The organism is Streptomyces sp. NPDC007856 (assembly GCF_042868225.1).
In the GTDB taxonomy this organism is placed as follows: domain Bacteria; phylum Actinomycetota; class Actinomycetes; order Streptomycetales; family Streptomycetaceae; genus Streptomyces.
In genome coordinates, this window is record NZ_JBIAEC010000005.1 from 200066 (window position 1) to 214797 (window position 14732).

Here is a 14732-nt window from a genome sequence, read left to right on the forward strand (position 1 = left end):
CGCCACACGGGTGCGTTTCAGCAGGTTCGTGAGGCTTGGGGAGGCGCATCGGGAAAGGGGTGCCTAGGGTCGATTGGTGTGGCTCACACCTTCGACGAACTCGTGCAGAAGCAGCGCGCGGCCGACGCGGCTCACGCCACGGTCGAGGACCTGCGGGACGCCTACGGCCCGCCGGCCGAGCGGCGGATGACCGGCGCCCAGTCGGGCACGTACGAGACCGCGCTGCGTGCCTGGCGGGACCTGGACCGGGACGTGCAGACCGCGCTGAGCGAGTTCGCGAAGGAGACGGGCCGGCCGCGCCCCGAAGTGGAGGCCGAGGTGGCCCGCGCGGCGGCGGAGCCCGAGGACGCATGAACCGTGCCGGCCGCCGCGCCGAGCGGCTCGTCGACGCAGCCGACGCCCGACTGCCCGTCACCGACGGCGGGCAGCTGCTGCGCAAGGCGTTCCCCGACCACTGGTCCTTCCTGCTCGGCGAACTCGCCCTGTACAGCCTGCTGGTGCTGATCGTGACCGGGGTCTGGCTCACCCTGTTCTTCCAGCCGGAGATGCGCGAGGTCGTCTACAGCGGCCCGTATGTGCCGCTGCAGGGAGTCCGCATGTCGGCCGCCTTCGACTCCACCCTGTACATCAGCTTCGACGTACGCGGCGGACTGCTGATGCGGCAGACCCACCACTGGGCCGCGCTGGTCTTCGTCGCCGCGATCGGCGCGCACCTGCTGCGGATCTTCTTCACCGGCGCCTTCCGCCGGCCGCGCGAGCTGAACTGGGTGATCGGCGTGACCCTGTTCGCGGTCTCGCTGGCCGAGGGCTTCGCCGGTTACTCCCTCCCCGACGACCTGCTCTCCGGCACCGGGCTGCGCATCGCGCAGGGCATCATGCTGTCCCTCCCGGTCGTCGGCACCTACGTGGCGTTCTTCGTCTTCGGCGGCCAGTACCCGGCCCACGACATCATCACCCGCCTGTATCCGGTGCACATCCTGCTGCTTCCGGGTGCCCTCCTCGCGCTGGTCGCCGTGCACCTGATGCTGGTGGTGTATCTCAAGCACACCCAGTGGCGCGGACCCGGCCACAGCCGGCGCAACGCCGTCGGCAAGCCGTTCTTCCCGCAGTTCACCGGCTCCTCCGGCGGCCTGGCCGTCATCGTCGCCGGCGTACTGGTGCTGATGGGGGGCATCGCCCAGGTCAACCCGGTCTGGAACTACGGCCCCTACCGCCCCGACCAGGTCTCCACCGCTTCCCAGCCGGACTGGTACGTCGGTTTCCTGGAGGGCGCGCTGCGGCTGGTCCCGCCCTGGGAGACGAATGTCGCGGGGCACACCCTCATGTGGAACGTCCTGCTTCCCGCGGTCGTCCTGCCCGGCCTGCTGTTCACCGCCCTGTACGCCTATCCGTTCGTGGAGCAGCGGCTGACGGGGGAGTGGTGGGCCGAGCGGCACCTGTGCGACCGGCCCCGCGAGCGACCGGTGCGCACCGGCCTCGGCGTCGCGGGCACGGTCTGGTACGGCGTGCTGCTGCTGGCCGGCGGCAACGACGTCATCGCCCAGACCTTCCACGTCTCCGTCAACGCCATCACCTGGGTGCTGCGCGTCGCCTTCGTCGTGGCGCCCATCCTCGCCTTCCTGGTCACCCGGTGGCTGTGCCGGGCCCTGACGGCGGCCGAGAACGAGCGGCTGGCCGAGGGCGTGCCCACGGGCGAGATCCGGCAGAGCGTCACCGGCGGCTACGAGACCGCTCACGAGCCCGTGGAGACGTTCCGGCCCGGCGCCCCGCACAGACCCCTCACCGGTGCCCGTACTGGTACACCATCCCGAACACCCCCCGCGCCAGAACGCCCAGACCGATGAGGAACAGCCACAGGCCGAAGACCACGCCGGTCGCCGTGAGCGTGAAACCCAGCGCGGTCACGATCGGCCACAGGCTCTCGTCGGGGAAGAACGCCACCGGCCCGGCCGCGTCCGCCACCTCCGCCTCGGTACGGTCCTGGGCCCGGGTGCCCCGGCGCCGGTACTGGATCAGGCAGAAGAACGCGACCAGCGCGGCCATCCCGCACGCCACGACGAGCACCGCGGTGCCCGTCTCGTCCTGTGACCACGCCCCGTACAGCGCCGCGGATCCGCCGAAGAACGCCGCGACCCCGCCGAACAGCATCGCCTCCGCCTTCATCGCGCCAGCTCCTCTCCGGCCGGGCTCTCGATCTCCGGGTGGTGCAGGTCGAAGGCGGGGGACTCGGAGCGGATCCGGGGCAGCGCCACGAAGTTGTGCCGCGGCGGCGGACAGGAGGTCGCCCACTCCAGGCCGCGTCCCCAGCCCCACGGGTCGTCCAGGGTGACCTTCTCGCCCTTGGTGGCGGTGCGCCACACGTTGTAGAGGAACGGCAGGGTGGAGACGCCCAGCAGGAACGCGCCCGCCGACGACAGGGAGTTGAGCAGGGTGAAGCCGTCCTCGGGCAGATAGTCCGCGTACCGGCGGGGCATGCCGGCCTCGCCGAGCCAGTGCTGCACCAGGAAGGTCAGCTGGAACGCCGGGAACAGCAGCCAGAAGTGCACCTTCCCGAGCCGCTCGTCCAGCATCTTGCCGGTGAACTTCGGCCACCAGAAGTAGAAGCCGGCGAACATCGCGAACACCACCGTGCCGAACAGCACATAGTGCAGGTGCGCCACGATGAAGTAGGTGTCGGTCAGATGGAAGTCCAGCGGCGGCGAGGCGATCAGCACCCCGCTCAGCCCGCCCAGCAGGAACGACACCAGAAAGCCCAACGACCACAGCATCGGCGTCTCGAACGACACCGAGCCGTGCCACATCGTGCCGATCCACGCGAAGAACTTGATGCCCGTGGGCACCGCGATCAGGAACGACATGATGGAGAAGAACGGCAGCAGCACCGCTCCGGTGGCGAACATGTGGTGCGCCCACACCACCGCCGACAGCATGGTGATCGCGATCGTGGCTCCGATCATCGGCAGATAGCCGAACAGCGGCTTGCGCGAGAACACCGGAATGATCTCCGAGACGATCCCGAAGAACGGCAGTGCCACGATGTAGACCTCGGGATGCCCGAAGAACCAGAACAGGTGCTGCCACAACAGCGCACCCCCGTTCGCCGCGTCGAAGACGTGCGCCCCGAACTTGCGGTCCGCCTCCAGCACCAGCAGCGCCGCCGTGAGCACCGGGAACGCGGGCAGGATCAGGATCGAGGTGAACAGCACGTTCCAGGTGAAGATCGGCATCCGGAACATCGTCAGGCCCGGCGCGCGCAGGCACAGGATCGTGGCGATGAAGTTCACCGCGGTGAGCGTCGTCGACACACCCGCGACCACCAGCCCCATGGCCCACAGGTCGCCGCCCGCACCGGGGGAGAAGTAGGCGCTGTTCAGCGGCGCGTAGGCGAACCAGCCGAACGCCGCCGCCCCGCCGGGCACCAGGAAGCCGGAGACCACCATCAGGCCGCCGAACAGGTACATCCAGTACGACAGCGCGTTCAGTCGCGGGAAGGCCAGGTCGGGCGCGCCGATCTGCAGCGGCATCACGGCGTTGGCGAACCCGGCGAACATCGGGGTCGCGAACAGCAGCATCATGATCGTGCCATGGACGGTGAAGAACTGGTTGTAGCCGTGCTCGCTCAGGAACTGCAGACCCGGCCGGGCCAGTTCCGCGCGCATCCCGAGGGCGAGCAGCCCCGCGAGCAGGAAGAAGCAGAACGCCGTGACCATGTAGAGCCGGCCGATCACCTTGTGGTCGGCGGTGGAGACCCAGCGCAGCAGGGCCCGGCCGGGACGCGGCGCGGGTGCCGTGTAGCGCGCCACGACCTCGGGAGTGTCCGACATTTCCGGTAGTTCCGTCATCGCGGGTGACGCTACTCCCCGTGACCTGCGGCCTCCCGTGCGCCACGCCCTCGCGGCCGGGGTCGTATCCGCCGCTCGGCCGGGTACCCGAGCGCCATGAACTCCGCCATGTACACAGCCGCGACAGCCGCCACCGGCGCCCGGGTGTTCGGGTACGTCCTCATCCTGCTCGCCGGGGTCGTCTGTGTCGCCGGACTGCTCTGGGCCTTCCGGCTCGGTTTCCAGGTGCGCCGACGCGAACCGGCCCCGCCGCGTCCCGAGGAGCAGCCCCGCATGCCGCCGTCCGGACCCGTCCACGAGGCCCATGAGATGCGCGAACCCGACGAGGTGCCCCGGGCCGCGGACGACAGCGAGCGGCTCACCCCCTACCAGATCGGCAATGTCCGCTCCCGGCGCGCCGACGACCAGCGCCGCCCGCGCTGGTCGCCCGGTTCCAGCGGATCCTTCGGCGGCGGAGGCGGCGGCCGGACCTGAGCCGGCACGGCGTTTGCGGGCGCGGTCCGGCGGGGACCCGGTCAGGCACAGTTCGCACACGGACTGCCGCGCGGGGCCGGCGCACCGGTCCCGCCCGGCGTACGACGCAGAAGGAAGATGGACGACGTGACCGCGCCCGCGCATCCCAGTGACAAACCCGCACCGCCCTACGCCGAGACCGGCTGGGCGAAGGCTCGCCGACACCGCGACCGGGGAGTACGGACCTGTCTCCCGGCCGTCCTGGACCGCCGCAGCGCGCCGCGGCAGGGCGCGGCCGGCACGTACGACAACATCGTGCGGGGCGAGGACTGAGCCAGTCGTCAGGCTGGTGCTCTCCGGCGGCTCCGGGACCCGGCTGCGGCCGATCATCCACACCTCGGCGAAACAGCTGGTACCGGTGGCGAACAGGCCAGTGCTGTTCCAGGCCTGGAATCCATCGCCGATGCCGGGATCACCGAGACCCCAGGAACGACCCCTCGGCCTCGCGCACGCGGTCCTGATCGCCCGGGACTTCCTCGGCGACGACGACTTCGTGATGTGGGCGGCAACTTCGTCGTCGGCGGGATCAGCCCGCTGGTCGAGGAGTTCCGCCAGAACCGGCCCGACGCCCAGATCCTGCCCACGCGCGTCACCGACCCGCGCGCCTTCACCGCCTACGGCCGCACCAAGCTCGCCGGGGAGCCTGCCGTACTCGCCGAACTCCCCGACGATTCGGCCGTGTTGCGCACCGCCTGACTGTACGGCGTGCACGGCCGGAACTTCGTGCGCACCATGTGGGAGCTGGAGGCCGCCCGGATCGCCGCCCTGGGCGCCACGGACGGGCACGGTGTCTTCCACGCCACCAGCTCCGGCGAGGCCGGCTGGTACGAGCTGGCGCGCGAGGCGTTCCGGCTCGCCGGCGCCGACCCGGACCAGGTGCGCCGTACCGGCAGCCGGGCCTTCGTCCGGTCCGGCACCGCTCAGCCGCTGATCTCGCCCCCGCACCGTCAGCCGCTGAACTCCCCTGAACGCAGCCGCCGGTAGTGGGCGGAGCAGTCCGCGTACGTGGGCAGCAGCCCGGACCGCTCCGCCTCGGCCAGCGAGGGCGCCTCGGCGTCCTTGGGCGACAGCACCGGCTCGATGCCCTCCGGCCAGGCGATGCCCAGCGCCGGATCGAGCGGGTGCACCCCGTGCTCGCGCTTCGGCGCGTACCCGGTCGAGCACAGGTACACCACCGTGGCGTCGTCGGTGAGTGCCATGAAGGCGTGCCCGAGCCCCTCGGCGAGGAACACCGCGCGCCGGGTGTCCTCGTCCAGCCGTACGGCCTCCCACTGCGCGTAGGTGGGGGAGCCGACGCGGATGTCCACGACCACGTCGAGGACGGCTCCGCGCACACAGGTGACGTACTTGGCCTGCCCAGGCGGCACGTCGGCGAAGTGGATGCCGCGCAGCACGCCCCGCCGGGACACCGAGCAGTTGGCCTGGGCGAGGCCGAGGTCATGGCCGGTGGCCTCGCGGAACTCCGCGCCCCGGTACCACTCGTGGAAGCTTCCCCGCTCGTCCGGGAACACCTGGGGCTCCAGCACCCAGGCGTCCCCCGTCCCCAGTTGCCGCACGCCGTCATGCCTTCCGTGTCGTCGTGGTCGTCCCCGTCCCCGGCACGCCGCCGAGCAGACGCCGTGCCCTGCGCAGCAGCCGGCGCAGCATACCGGGCGGCGACGGGCGGACCACCGCCACGGCACCCGGCGCGCGGCCCACCCGCAGCAGCAGGGGCAGCTTCAGGATGCGTCCGCCGGCCAGGCGCAGTTCCGTGCGCCACAGGGCGCCCCGCAGTTCACGCAGCGGCAGATCGGCCGCCAGCAGCGCGTGGACGCCGTCGGCGGGCGTGAGCACGGCCGGCCTGTCGACCGTCCGGCCCGAGGCACCGGCCAGCCGGACGGTCACCTCCGTGCTGTCGGGCACGTACAGCGGCAGCGCGACGGTCAGTGTCTCGGCGTCGGAGACCGCCGCGTCCGCCGGAGTGAGCCGGTGCAGGCCGAGGGACTTCACGGCCCGGTCCACGTCCAGGGACAGGTTGCGGTACTGCTTCGTCCAGTACGGCAGGACGACCCGGCCCGCGACGATCCCGGCCGGCGGCAGCGCGAACTCCTGCGCGGGGGCCGGGCCGAGCCGGCACTCCTTGGTCCAGCCGCCCAGCCCGACCCGCACGTACAGGTCCCACAGGCCGCCGCCGAGCGGGTCGCCGCCGGCCGCCGTGGCGGGGTCGACGATGGCCGTGGCGCGCAGCACCAGCCGGGTGCCGCCGTCCTCGGCCGGGATGCGCTCGCGGGTGAGCTCCACCGGCTGGAAGAACGAGGCCGCGCTCTCCCGGTCACGCACGATCAGATCGACGGTGGCGGCGTCGAAACCGTTCCCGGCGGCCGCGGCCAGCCAGGACGCGGCCTCGGCGAGATCGGGGGGCGCGCCGTCCGCCGGGGGCGCGGGGGCGTCCGCGGGGACGGTCAGCGGGCCCTGCGCGGTGGTGTACTCGGCGGTGAGGTCGAGACGCAGGGCGCCGTCCTGCCAGGCGACACCGGCCGGGACGGCGCGGGGCCGCACCCCGGCCTCGCGTTCGGCGTAGGCGACCAGGTCGTCGTAGCGGTCCTCGCGGATCAGCGCGGCGACGATCCGCTGGGCGGGGCGCAGCCCGGGTGCGACCCCGGAGCCGAAGCGCTCGACGACGACCGCGTGCATCTCCTCGAGCAGCTCGCGCCGGTAGTCGTCGGGCAGCGCGAGCAGGCGGTGCCCGCTCATCCGCTCGACGATCTCCACCCGCAGCCAGCGGCGCAGCAGCTTGTCGCGCAGCGGGCCCGGCTCGGTGTACCGCTCGACCACGTCGAGGGCCTCGCGGAGGTTCTGGAAGTAGCCGACCGGCTCGAAGCGCTGGAAGCCGGCGTTGGAGGCGTCGTCGCGTTTGAGGTGGTAGTAGCAGACGTAGTCGCTCAGCACCGAGACGTTGTCCGCGCGCAGATATGCCTCCGCGACGAAGGCGTGGTCCTCCAGGCGCCGCCGGCCCTCCGGGAAGCGCAGCCCGGTGCGGTCCAGGAAGGAGCGCCGGAACATCTTGTGCGGGGTGAGGCTGTCGATCAGGGGCGCGTTCTCGACCGTGGCGTGCGGGTGGTTGCGGCGGAACAGCTCCACCGGCACCGCCCGGCCCTTCCCGGCCGTCTTGCCCACGATCACATCGGCCTTGTTCGCGACCCCGTAGTCGTACATCCGCTCCAGGGCCTCGTCGCCGAGTCGGTCGTCGTTGTCGGCGAACATCACGAACTCGCCGCGGGAGGCCTCGATGCCCACGTTGCGGGGCTTGCCGGACCAGCCGGAGTTCTCCTGACGGATGACGCGTAGGTGCGGATGCTCGGTGGCGAGCGCGTCCAGGCGGGCCGGGGTGGCGTCGGTGGAGCCGTCGTCCACGAAGATCACTTCATAGGCGTCGGGAGGCAGCGACTGGCGCAGCAACGAGGCGATGCAGTCCTCGATGTACGGCCCCGGGTTGTACACGGGGACGATGACGCTGACCTTGACCGGCATCCGGCTCCAAGCCCCCTCAGTTCGCTTGCCGTTGCCTCCTTGGCACGGTGGGCGTGGCCGAATGCTAACCCGGCCCCTTGCGCGGGGGTGCGGGCATCCCACGGCAAGGGGCCGAGCCGCTCGGGTCAGGCGTGGGTCTTGGCGAGCAGCTCCAGGATCTCGGCGGTGGTGCCGCTCTCGCCGAGCCGCGGGAAGATCCGCTCCACGCTGTTCGTGTGCGCCTCGGCGTCGGCGTCGGCCATCGCGTCGGTGGCGAGGGTGACGTGGTAGCCGTGGGCGTAGGCGTCGCGGGCGGTGGACTCCACGCCGATGCTGGTGGCGATGCCGGTCAGCACGATCTGGGTGACGCCGCGGCGGCGCAGCTGGACGTCCAGGTCGGTGCCGTGGAAGGCGCTCCAGTTGTGCTTGGTGACGCGGATGTCGCCGGGGTGGCCGGACAGTTCCTCGACGACGACGTCCCAGCCCTCGGGGAAGGCGAGGCCGCGCGCCTGGCGCTCGGTGCGGCCGGGGACGGCGTCGGCCCAGTCGGGCGCGAAGGAGACCCGGACCAGGATCACGGGCAGGTTCCGGGACCGGAAGGCCTCGGCCAGTTCGGCCGTGCGCGAGACGACGTCCGAGGCCGCGTGCGGCTGGACGGGCATGCCCACGATGCCGTTCTGCAGGTCGATCGCGACGAGGGCGGTACGGGGGTCGAGCGTGGTGAGCGACATGAGTCGGTCAGGCCTTTCCGATGGTTAGGGGGGTGGTGGTGCCCAGCCGGCCGAGGGACCGGTCCGGCAGGGTCGTCGCCAGCAGCAGCACGGAGCCGGCGAGCATGAACAGGGCCAGGCTGTGCAGCCCGGCCGTGTCGGCGCGGTGCGGGTAGAACCCCGCGGTGGCGGCGGACGCGCCCAGCGCGCCGAGGTAACTGAAGGTCCGCAGCAGCCCGGCCGCGGAGGCGATCCGCTCCGGATCGGCCTGCCGGTACAGGGCGTTCTGCGTGGCCAGCCCGATCAGTCCCTGCGGGATGCCGAGCAGCGTGCCGACCGCGAGCAGCAGCCACGGCGCGCTGTCGGCCCGCACGAGGAGCAGCAGGGCGCAGCCCGCGACCTGGAGTGCGGAGCCGACGATCAGCTTGCCGCGCACCGCCTCCCGGCGTCCGGTGAGCGAGGACACGATCAGCGCGGACACCGACAGCGGCAGCAGCACGAGCCCCGCGGTGGAGGCGCCGAGCCCGCGCCCCTGCTCCAGCCACTGCGGGTAGCCGTACATGAAGGCGTAGGAGGTGGTGTAGGCGAGCAACTGCCGCAGGTAGGTGGCGAGTTGCGGGCCGTTGCCGCCGAGGACGCGCAGGTCGATGAACGGGTCGGGCACCCGCAGCTCGCGCACGGCGAAACCGGCAGCGGCGACGGCCGACAGCACCGGCAGCCACCAGCGGTCGGCGCGCGGTTGCATCAGGAACAGCATCAGCGCGACCAGCAGCAGCGTGAACAGCGCCATGCCGGGCAGGTCCACGGCTCGCCGCCGGGTCCCGGACCGGGGCAGCCGCAGGGTGCCGAGCACCAGGCAGACCGCCGAGAGCGGCACGTTGACCGTGAACACGGCGCGCCAGCCGCCCAGGCCGATCAGCAGGCCGCCGAGCGCGGGCCCGACGACGGCCACCGTCTGGTTGGCGACGGCCAGCGCGGCCAGCACCCCGGCCGGGCCGTCCTGCCCGGTGCGCTCGGCCTCGCCGCGGATCAGCCGCATGGCCGCCGGGTACGCCGCCGACGTCCCGAAGCCCAGCAGGACCCGCGCCGCGACGAGCGCGGCCAGCGAGGGTGCGAGCGCGCCGAGCAGACCGGCCACACCGACCAGGGCCGTACCGGCGAGATAGAGCCTGCGCGGGCCGTACATGTCCACCAGGCGGCCGATGACCGGCTGTCCGACGGCCGTGGCCAGATAGAGCGCCGAGACCAGCCAGGCGGTCTCGGCGGGCGGGGCTCCGAAGGCGACGCCGATCGGCACCAGGGCGACGGCGATCATCGAGGAGTTGACCGGGTTGAGGACCGAGCCGAACAGCATCGGCGGGATCAGCCGGCGGTCGAATTCGGCGGGGGCGGGGCGGGTGGCCTTCCCGGCGTGTCCGGTGAGCCTCGGTGTCACGGCTGCGACAGCCGTTCCATCAGCTCCAGTGCCGTCAGGACGGTCCGCCGTTCCTCCTCCGTGTAGCGGTCCTGGAAGGCGCGGGCCAGCCACTCCTCGCGGACCTGGCGGTTGCCCTCGATACGGGCCCGCCCGGCGTCGGTCAGGGTGACCAGTTGGCGCCGGCCGTCCTCGGGGTCGGGGGCGCGCCGGATCAGACCGTGCTGGTCCAGTGCGGCCAGCGTGGTCGCCATCGACTGCGGGCGCACCCCCTCGGCGGCGGCGAGCGCGCTGGCCGTGGCGGCGCCGTGCTTGCCGACCAGCGTGAGCGCCGACTCCTGTGAGGGGCTGAGGTCGGTGTTCTGCGCGACCTCGCGGATACGGCGCCGCAGCCGGCTGAACACCACGCGCAGATCGCGCGCGGCGCGGGCGGCGGAGTCGGAGATGTCAGCCATGCCGCCAGCCTAGGACCGACAGCTGAAACTGTCCAGTTCAACCTGTCCAGTTCTCTCTGCTCAGTTTTCCTGTTCAGTTTTGCCTGGCGATTTGTCGGGTACTCGCCGGTCCTCGGACAGCGCAGTACGTCGGTGAACCCAGGGAGCGCAGATGACCCCTCCGGACACGTCCGGCCTGGAGGCCGCTCTGAGTGCCGAGGTGGACGGCGAGGTCCGCTTCGACGCCGGCAGCCGCGGCGCCTACGCCACGGACGGCTCCAACTACCGGCAGGTCCCCCTGGGCCTCGTCGTCCCCCGCACGGTGGAGGCAGGCGCCCGGGCGCTGTCGGTGTGCGCACGCTTCGACGCCCCCGTCCTCTCCCGGGGCGGCGGCACCAGCCTGGCCGGACAGTCGACCAACACCGCCGTGGTGGTCGACTGGAGCAAGTACTGCACCCGGCTGATCTCCGTCGACCCCGAACGGCGCACCTGTGTGGTGGAACCCGGGATCGTCCTGGACGAACTGAACCGTCAACTCGCCCCGCACAAGCTGCAGTTCGGACCGAAACCCGCCACACACAGCCACTGCGCGCTCGGCGGGATGATCGGCAACAACTCCTGCGGCGCCTCCGCGCAGGCCTACGGCAAGACCGTCGACAACGTCCGGGGTCTGGAGATCCTCACCTACGACGGACAGCGCACCTGGACCGGCCCCACCCCACCCGACGAGCGCGCCCGCATCGCCGCCGCCGGCGGCCGGCTCGCCGAGCTCTACGGCGGCCTCGACCGCATCGCCGGCGAGTACCTCGCCGACATCCGCCGCGGCTACCCCAAGATCCCGCGCCGCGTCTCCGGCTACAACCTGGACTCCCTGCTGCCCGAGAACGGCTTCGACGTGGCCAAGGCGCTCGTCGGCAGCGAGAGCACCCTGGTCACCGTCCTGCGCGCCGAACTCGACCTCGTCCCGGTGCCGCCGTACCAGTCGCTGCTGGTCCTCGGCTACGACGACATCTGCGCCGCCGCCGACGACGTACCCCGCCTGCTGGAGCACTGCTCGCCCAGCCAACTGGAGGCGCTGGACGACCGCATGGCGCAGCTGATGCGGGAGGAGGGCGCCTACCTCGACTCGCTCGCCATGCTGCCCGAGGGCGACAGCTGGCTGATGCTGCAGTACAGCGGCGACAGCCAGGAGGACGTGGACGAGCGGGCGCACGCCCTGCTGCGGGCCGTCGGCCGGGACGAGAAGGACCGCGGCATCGCCTTCTCCGACAACCCCGAACGCGAGCAGAAGATGCTCAGGGCCCGCGAGGCCGGACTCGGCGTCACCGCGCGCCCGCCGGACGACCGGGAGACCTGGGAGGGCTGGGAGGACTCCGCCGTACCACCGGAGCGGCTCGGCGACTATCTGCGCGACCTGAAGGGCCTGTTCGACGAGTTCGACTACGACAGTCCGACCCTGTACGGCCACTTCGGGCAGGGCTGCGTCCACACCCGTATCCCCTTCGACCTCAGGACCGCCCACGGTGTGGCCGACTTCCGCGGCTTCGTGGAGCGCGCCGCCGACCTCGTCGTCTCCTACGGCGGCTCGCTGTCCGGCGAGCACGGCGACGGCCAGTCCCGCGGCGAACTGCTCACCCGTATGTTCGGCGAGCGGCTCGTGACCGCCTTCGGCGAGCTGAAGGCCCTCTTCGACCCCCGGGACCGGATGAACCCCGGCAAGATCGTCCGCCCCAACCCCGTCGACGGACAGCTGCGGCTCGGCCCCGGCTGGCGGCCGGCCACGTCCCCGACCCACTTCGGCTTCCCCGCGGACGAGCACAACTTCAACCGCGCGGTGCTGCGCTGTGTCGGCATCGGCAACTGCCGTAGCCACTCCGGCGGCGTGATGTGCCCCTCCTACCGGGCCACCATGGAGGAGGAGCACTCCACCCGCGGCCGGGCCCGGCTGCTCTTCGAGATGCTCGGCGGACACGCCGACTCCGCGATCGAGGACGGCTGGCGCTCCACCGCCGTACGCGACGCGCTCGACCTGTGCCTGGCCTGCAAGGGCTGCAAGTCCGACTGCCCGACCGGCGTCGACATGGCCACCCTCAAGGCGGAGTTCCTCGCCCACCACTACGAGGGCCGGACACGCCCCGCCGCGCACTACTCCATGGGCTATCTGCCGGTCTGGGCCCGGCTCTCCCGTATCGCCCCCGCCCTGGTCAACTCCGCGCTGCACGCGCCCGGCCTCGCCCGCGCGGGCAAGCGGCTGGCCGGCGTGGACGGCGCCCGCTCGGCACCGGTGTTCGCCGAGGAGTCCTTCCTGCAGTGGTGGCGGGCCCAGGGACGCGAGCAGCCGGACCCGGCCGACCCGCGCACCGTCGTGCTGTGGCCCGACACCTTCAGCACCTACTTCCACCCCGCGATCGCCAAGTCGGCCGTACGGGTGCTGCAGGACGCGGGCTTCCGCGTCGCCGTCCCCACCGAGCCGGTGTGCTGCGGTCTGACCTGGATCTCCACCGGCCAACTGCCTGTCGCCAAGAAGGTGTTGAACCGCACCCTCCAGGTGCTGCGCCCCTACCTGGAGGCGGGCACCCCCGTCATCGGCCTCGAACCCTCGTGCACGGCCGTCTTCCGCGCCGACGCCCCCGAACTGATGCCCGCCGACCAGGACGTGCGGCGGCTGGCCGGACAGGTCCGCACCCTCGCCGAACAGCTCGTCCACCACGCCCCCGAGACCTGGCGGCCACCGCAGCTCGCCCGGCAGGCGACCGTGCAGACCCACTGCCACCAGCACGCCGTCATGAAGTTCGAGGCCGACGAGGAACTCATGCGCCGCGCCCACCTGGACGCCGACGTCCTCGACGAGGGCTGCTGCGGACTCGCCGGCAACTTCGGCTTCGAACGCGGCCACCACGAGGTCTCCATGGCCGTCGCCGAACTGGGCGTCCTGCCCTCCGTGCGCGCCGCCGCACCGGACAGCCTGATCCTCGCCGACGGCTTCAGCTGCCGCACCCAGATCGAGGAGGGCGGCACCGGCCGCCGCGCCCTGCACCTCGCGGAGGTCCTCGCGCTCGCCCTCGACGGCAACCTGCCCAGCGACCACCCGGAACGCCTGGCCGACCGCCCGCCCGAGCCCTCGCGCCCGGCCCGCTGGGCGACGACGGCGACCGTTGCCGGACTCGCCGCCGGCGGCGTGGTGCTCGGGGCGCGGCGGCGGGCGTGAGGAGGCGAGCCGTGAGCGACCGGCCGACCGTAGACGACGTCGACACCGCCGTCTACACGGTGCCCACCGACGCCCCCGAAGCGGACGGCACCCTCTCCTGGGACAAGACCACCCTCGTCCTGGTCACCGTGCGCTCCGGCAGCACCACCGGCCTCGGCTACACCTACGCCCCTGCCGCCACCGCCCACGTCGTCCGCGAACTCCTCGCCGGCACCGTCAGCGGCCTGCCGGCGCTCGACGTGCCGCGCGCCAACGAGCGCATGTGCCGCGCGGTGCGCAACGCGGGACAGCCCGGCGTGGCCGCGCAGGCGATCGCCGCCGTCGACATCGCCCTGTGGGACCTCAAGGCCCGCCTGCTCGAACTGCCCCTCGTCGACCTGCTCGGCGCCGCCCGCGACGACGTGCCCGTCTACGGCAGCGGCGGCTTCACCACCTACGACGCCGAGCGTCAGGACCGCCAACTGCGCGGCTGGGCCGAGGAGGAGGGCATCCCCCGCGTCAAGATCAAGATCGGCGAGTCATGGGGCAGCCGTGAGGGCCGCGACCTCGAACGGGTCGACCGGGCGCGGGCGAGCGTCGGCGACGGGGTCGAGCTGTACGTCGACGCCAACGGCGGCTACACCGGCGGGCAGGCAGCGCGCATCGGCGCCGTCCTCGCGCACCGGGGCGTCACCTGGTTCGAGGAACCGGTCTCCTCCGACCATTTGACCCTGCTCGCGGACCTGCGCGGCCGCCTCCCGATGGACGTCACCGCCGGCGAGTACGGCTACACCCTGCCGTACTTCGAGCACATGCTGGCCGCCGGGGCCGTCGACTGCCTCCAGGCGGACGTCACCCGGTGCGGCGGCATCACCGTCTGGCTGCGCGTCGCCGCGCTCGCCCACGCACGCGGGATCGAGATCTCCGGCCACTGCGCACCACACGCCCACGCCCATGCCGCCGCGGCCGTGCCCAATCTGCGCCACCTGGAGTGGTTCCACGACCACGTCCGCATCGAGCGGCTCTTCTTCGACGGCGTGCTCGACCCCGGCGGCGGCAGCATCACGCCGGGCGCCGACGGGGCACCCGGACTGGGACTGACCCTTGTGGAGGAACGGGCCGGGCCCTGTCGGACGGAGTGAA

General features: G+C 72.3%; 14 protein-coding genes and 1 pseudogene. 8 read left to right on the forward strand and 7 right to left on the reverse strand.

Translation table 11 applies throughout. The features are described from left to right. Nucleotides 1–78: 78 nt before the first annotated feature. The gene (locus tag ACFYOH_RS14520; RefSeq protein ID WP_388625397.1) at nucleotides 79–354 is read left to right on the forward strand and encodes a hypothetical protein; all 276 of its coding nucleotides are present in this window, start codon (nucleotides 79–81) and stop codon (nucleotides 352–354) included. Further along, nucleotides 351–1844, forward strand: a complete 1494-nt coding sequence (locus tag ACFYOH_RS14525; RefSeq protein WP_388625399.1) for a cytochrome bc complex cytochrome b subunit — start codon at nucleotides 351–353, stop codon at nucleotides 1842–1844. Before ACFYOH_RS14520 ends, ACFYOH_RS14525 begins: the two co-directional genes overlap by 4 nt. Here ACFYOH_RS14525 and ACFYOH_RS14530 read toward each other — a convergent pair. Together ACFYOH_RS14530 and ctaD are read right to left on the reverse strand one after the other, a co-directional pair. Then, a complete protein-coding gene (locus ACFYOH_RS14530; RefSeq protein ID WP_388625401.1) occupies nucleotides 1780–2163 on the reverse strand; it encodes a cytochrome c oxidase subunit 4 in 384 nt (127 codons plus the stop codon). The two genes, ACFYOH_RS14525 and ACFYOH_RS14530, sit on opposite strands and share 65 nt — an antisense overlap. Continuing rightward, nucleotides 2160–3824 (reverse strand): cytochrome c oxidase subunit I, encoded by a 1665-nt coding sequence (gene ctaD / locus ACFYOH_RS14535; RefSeq protein WP_388625958.1) that lies wholly within the window; start codon nucleotides 3822–3824, stop codon nucleotides 2160–2162. The genes ACFYOH_RS14530 and ctaD overlap by 4 nt, the downstream gene beginning before the upstream one ends. 114 nt (nucleotides 3825–3938) lie before the next feature. Here ctaD and ACFYOH_RS14540 point away from each other — a divergent pair, with 114 nt between their 5' ends. The 4 genes and pseudogenes from ACFYOH_RS14540 to ACFYOH_RS14555 all read left to right on the forward strand — a co-directional run bounded on the left by ACFYOH_RS14540 (nucleotide 3939) and on the right by ACFYOH_RS14555 (nucleotide 5339). Continuing rightward, nucleotides 3939–4316: a DUF6479 family protein gene (locus tag ACFYOH_RS14540; protein ID WP_388625404.1), complete on the forward strand. Its 378-nt coding sequence runs from the start codon at nucleotides 3939–3941 to the stop codon at nucleotides 4314–4316. 117 nt (nucleotides 4317–4433) lie between these two features. Beyond that, complete coding sequence (locus ACFYOH_RS14545) at nucleotides 4434–4628, forward strand: hypothetical protein (protein WP_388625407.1); 195 nt, start codon at nucleotides 4434–4436, stop codon at nucleotides 4626–4628. Between the two features lie 16 nt (nucleotides 4629–4644). Further along, nucleotides 4645–5012 (forward strand): annotated as a pseudogene (locus ACFYOH_RS14550) (sugar phosphate nucleotidyltransferase); the annotation flags it as partial. 48 nt (nucleotides 5013–5060) lie between these two features. Next, a complete protein-coding gene (locus ACFYOH_RS14555) occupies nucleotides 5061–5339 on the forward strand; it encodes a hypothetical protein (protein ID WP_388625410.1) in 279 nt (92 codons plus the stop codon). Here the strand turns inward: ACFYOH_RS14555 and rfbC are convergent. The 5 genes from rfbC to ACFYOH_RS14580 form a co-directional block, all read right to left on the reverse strand. Beyond that, nucleotides 5303–5911: a dTDP-4-dehydrorhamnose 3,5-epimerase gene (rfbC, locus tag ACFYOH_RS14560; protein ID WP_388625413.1), complete on the reverse strand. Its 609-nt coding sequence runs from the start codon at nucleotides 5909–5911 to the stop codon at nucleotides 5303–5305. The two genes, ACFYOH_RS14555 and rfbC, sit on opposite strands and share 37 nt — an antisense overlap. Before the next feature lie 4 nt (nucleotides 5912–5915). After that, nucleotides 5916–7865, reverse strand: a complete 1950-nt coding sequence (locus ACFYOH_RS14565; protein ID WP_388625415.1) for a glycosyltransferase — start codon at nucleotides 7863–7865, stop codon at nucleotides 5916–5918. Between the two features lie 125 nt (nucleotides 7866–7990). Continuing rightward, a complete protein-coding gene (locus ACFYOH_RS14570; protein WP_388625418.1) occupies nucleotides 7991–8575 on the reverse strand; it encodes a hydrolase in 585 nt (194 codons plus the stop codon). Nucleotides 8576–8582: 7 nt separating this feature from the next. After that, complete coding sequence (locus ACFYOH_RS14575; protein WP_388625421.1) at nucleotides 8583–9989, reverse strand: MFS transporter; 1407 nt, start codon at nucleotides 9987–9989, stop codon at nucleotides 8583–8585. Then, nucleotides 9986–10423 carry a MarR family winged helix-turn-helix transcriptional regulator gene (locus tag ACFYOH_RS14580; protein ID WP_388625424.1) on the reverse strand — a complete coding sequence of 146 codons (438 nt, stop codon included), beginning with the start codon at nucleotides 10421–10423 and terminating at the stop codon, nucleotides 9986–9988. The genes ACFYOH_RS14575 and ACFYOH_RS14580 overlap by 4 nt, the downstream gene beginning before the upstream one ends. Before the next feature lie 151 nt (nucleotides 10424–10574). On the opposite strand from ACFYOH_RS14580, the gene ACFYOH_RS14585 reads away from it, so the two are divergent. Continuing rightward, nucleotides 10575–13610, forward strand: a complete 3036-nt coding sequence (locus ACFYOH_RS14585) for an FAD-binding and (Fe-S)-binding domain-containing protein (protein ID WP_388625427.1) — start codon at nucleotides 10575–10577, stop codon at nucleotides 13608–13610. A gap of 11 nt (nucleotides 13611–13621) precedes the next feature. Then, entirely contained in the window at nucleotides 13622–14731 is a 1110-nt protein-coding gene (locus ACFYOH_RS14590; protein WP_388625431.1) for an enolase C-terminal domain-like protein, read from the forward strand. The last annotated feature ends 1 nt before the right edge of the window (nucleotide 14732 follow it).

Excerpts from the sequence above, each read along its gene's own strand:
- ACFYOH_RS14525 (WP_388625399.1), top strand. The coding sequence starts at position 351 with ATGAACCGTGCCGGCCGCCGCGCCGAGCGGCTCGTCGACGCAGCCGAC.
- ACFYOH_RS14530 (WP_388625401.1), bottom strand. The coding sequence starts at position 2,163 with ATGAAGGCGGAGGCGATGCTGTTCGGCGGGGTCGCGGCGTTCTTCGGC.
- ctaD (WP_388625958.1), bottom strand. The coding sequence starts at position 3,824 with ATGTCGGACACTCCCGAGGTCGTGGCGCGCTACACGGCACCCGCGCCG.
- ACFYOH_RS14540 (WP_388625404.1), top strand. The coding sequence starts at position 3,939 with ATGAACTCCGCCATGTACACAGCCGCGACAGCCGCCACCGGCGCCCGG.
- ACFYOH_RS14545 (WP_388625407.1), top strand. The coding sequence starts at position 4,434 with ATGGACGACGTGACCGCGCCCGCGCATCCCAGTGACAAACCCGCACCG.
- ACFYOH_RS14565 (WP_388625415.1), bottom strand. The coding sequence starts at position 7,865 with ATGCCGGTCAAGGTCAGCGTCATCGTCCCCGTGTACAACCCGGGGCCG.
- ACFYOH_RS14570 (WP_388625418.1), bottom strand. The coding sequence starts at position 8,575 with ATGTCGCTCACCACGCTCGACCCCCGTACCGCCCTCGTCGCGATCGAC.
- ACFYOH_RS14580 (WP_388625424.1), bottom strand. The coding sequence starts at position 10,423 with ATGGCTGACATCTCCGACTCCGCCGCCCGCGCCGCGCGCGATCTGCGC.
- ACFYOH_RS14585 (WP_388625427.1), top strand. The coding sequence starts at position 10,575 with ATGACCCCTCCGGACACGTCCGGCCTGGAGGCCGCTCTGAGTGCCGAG.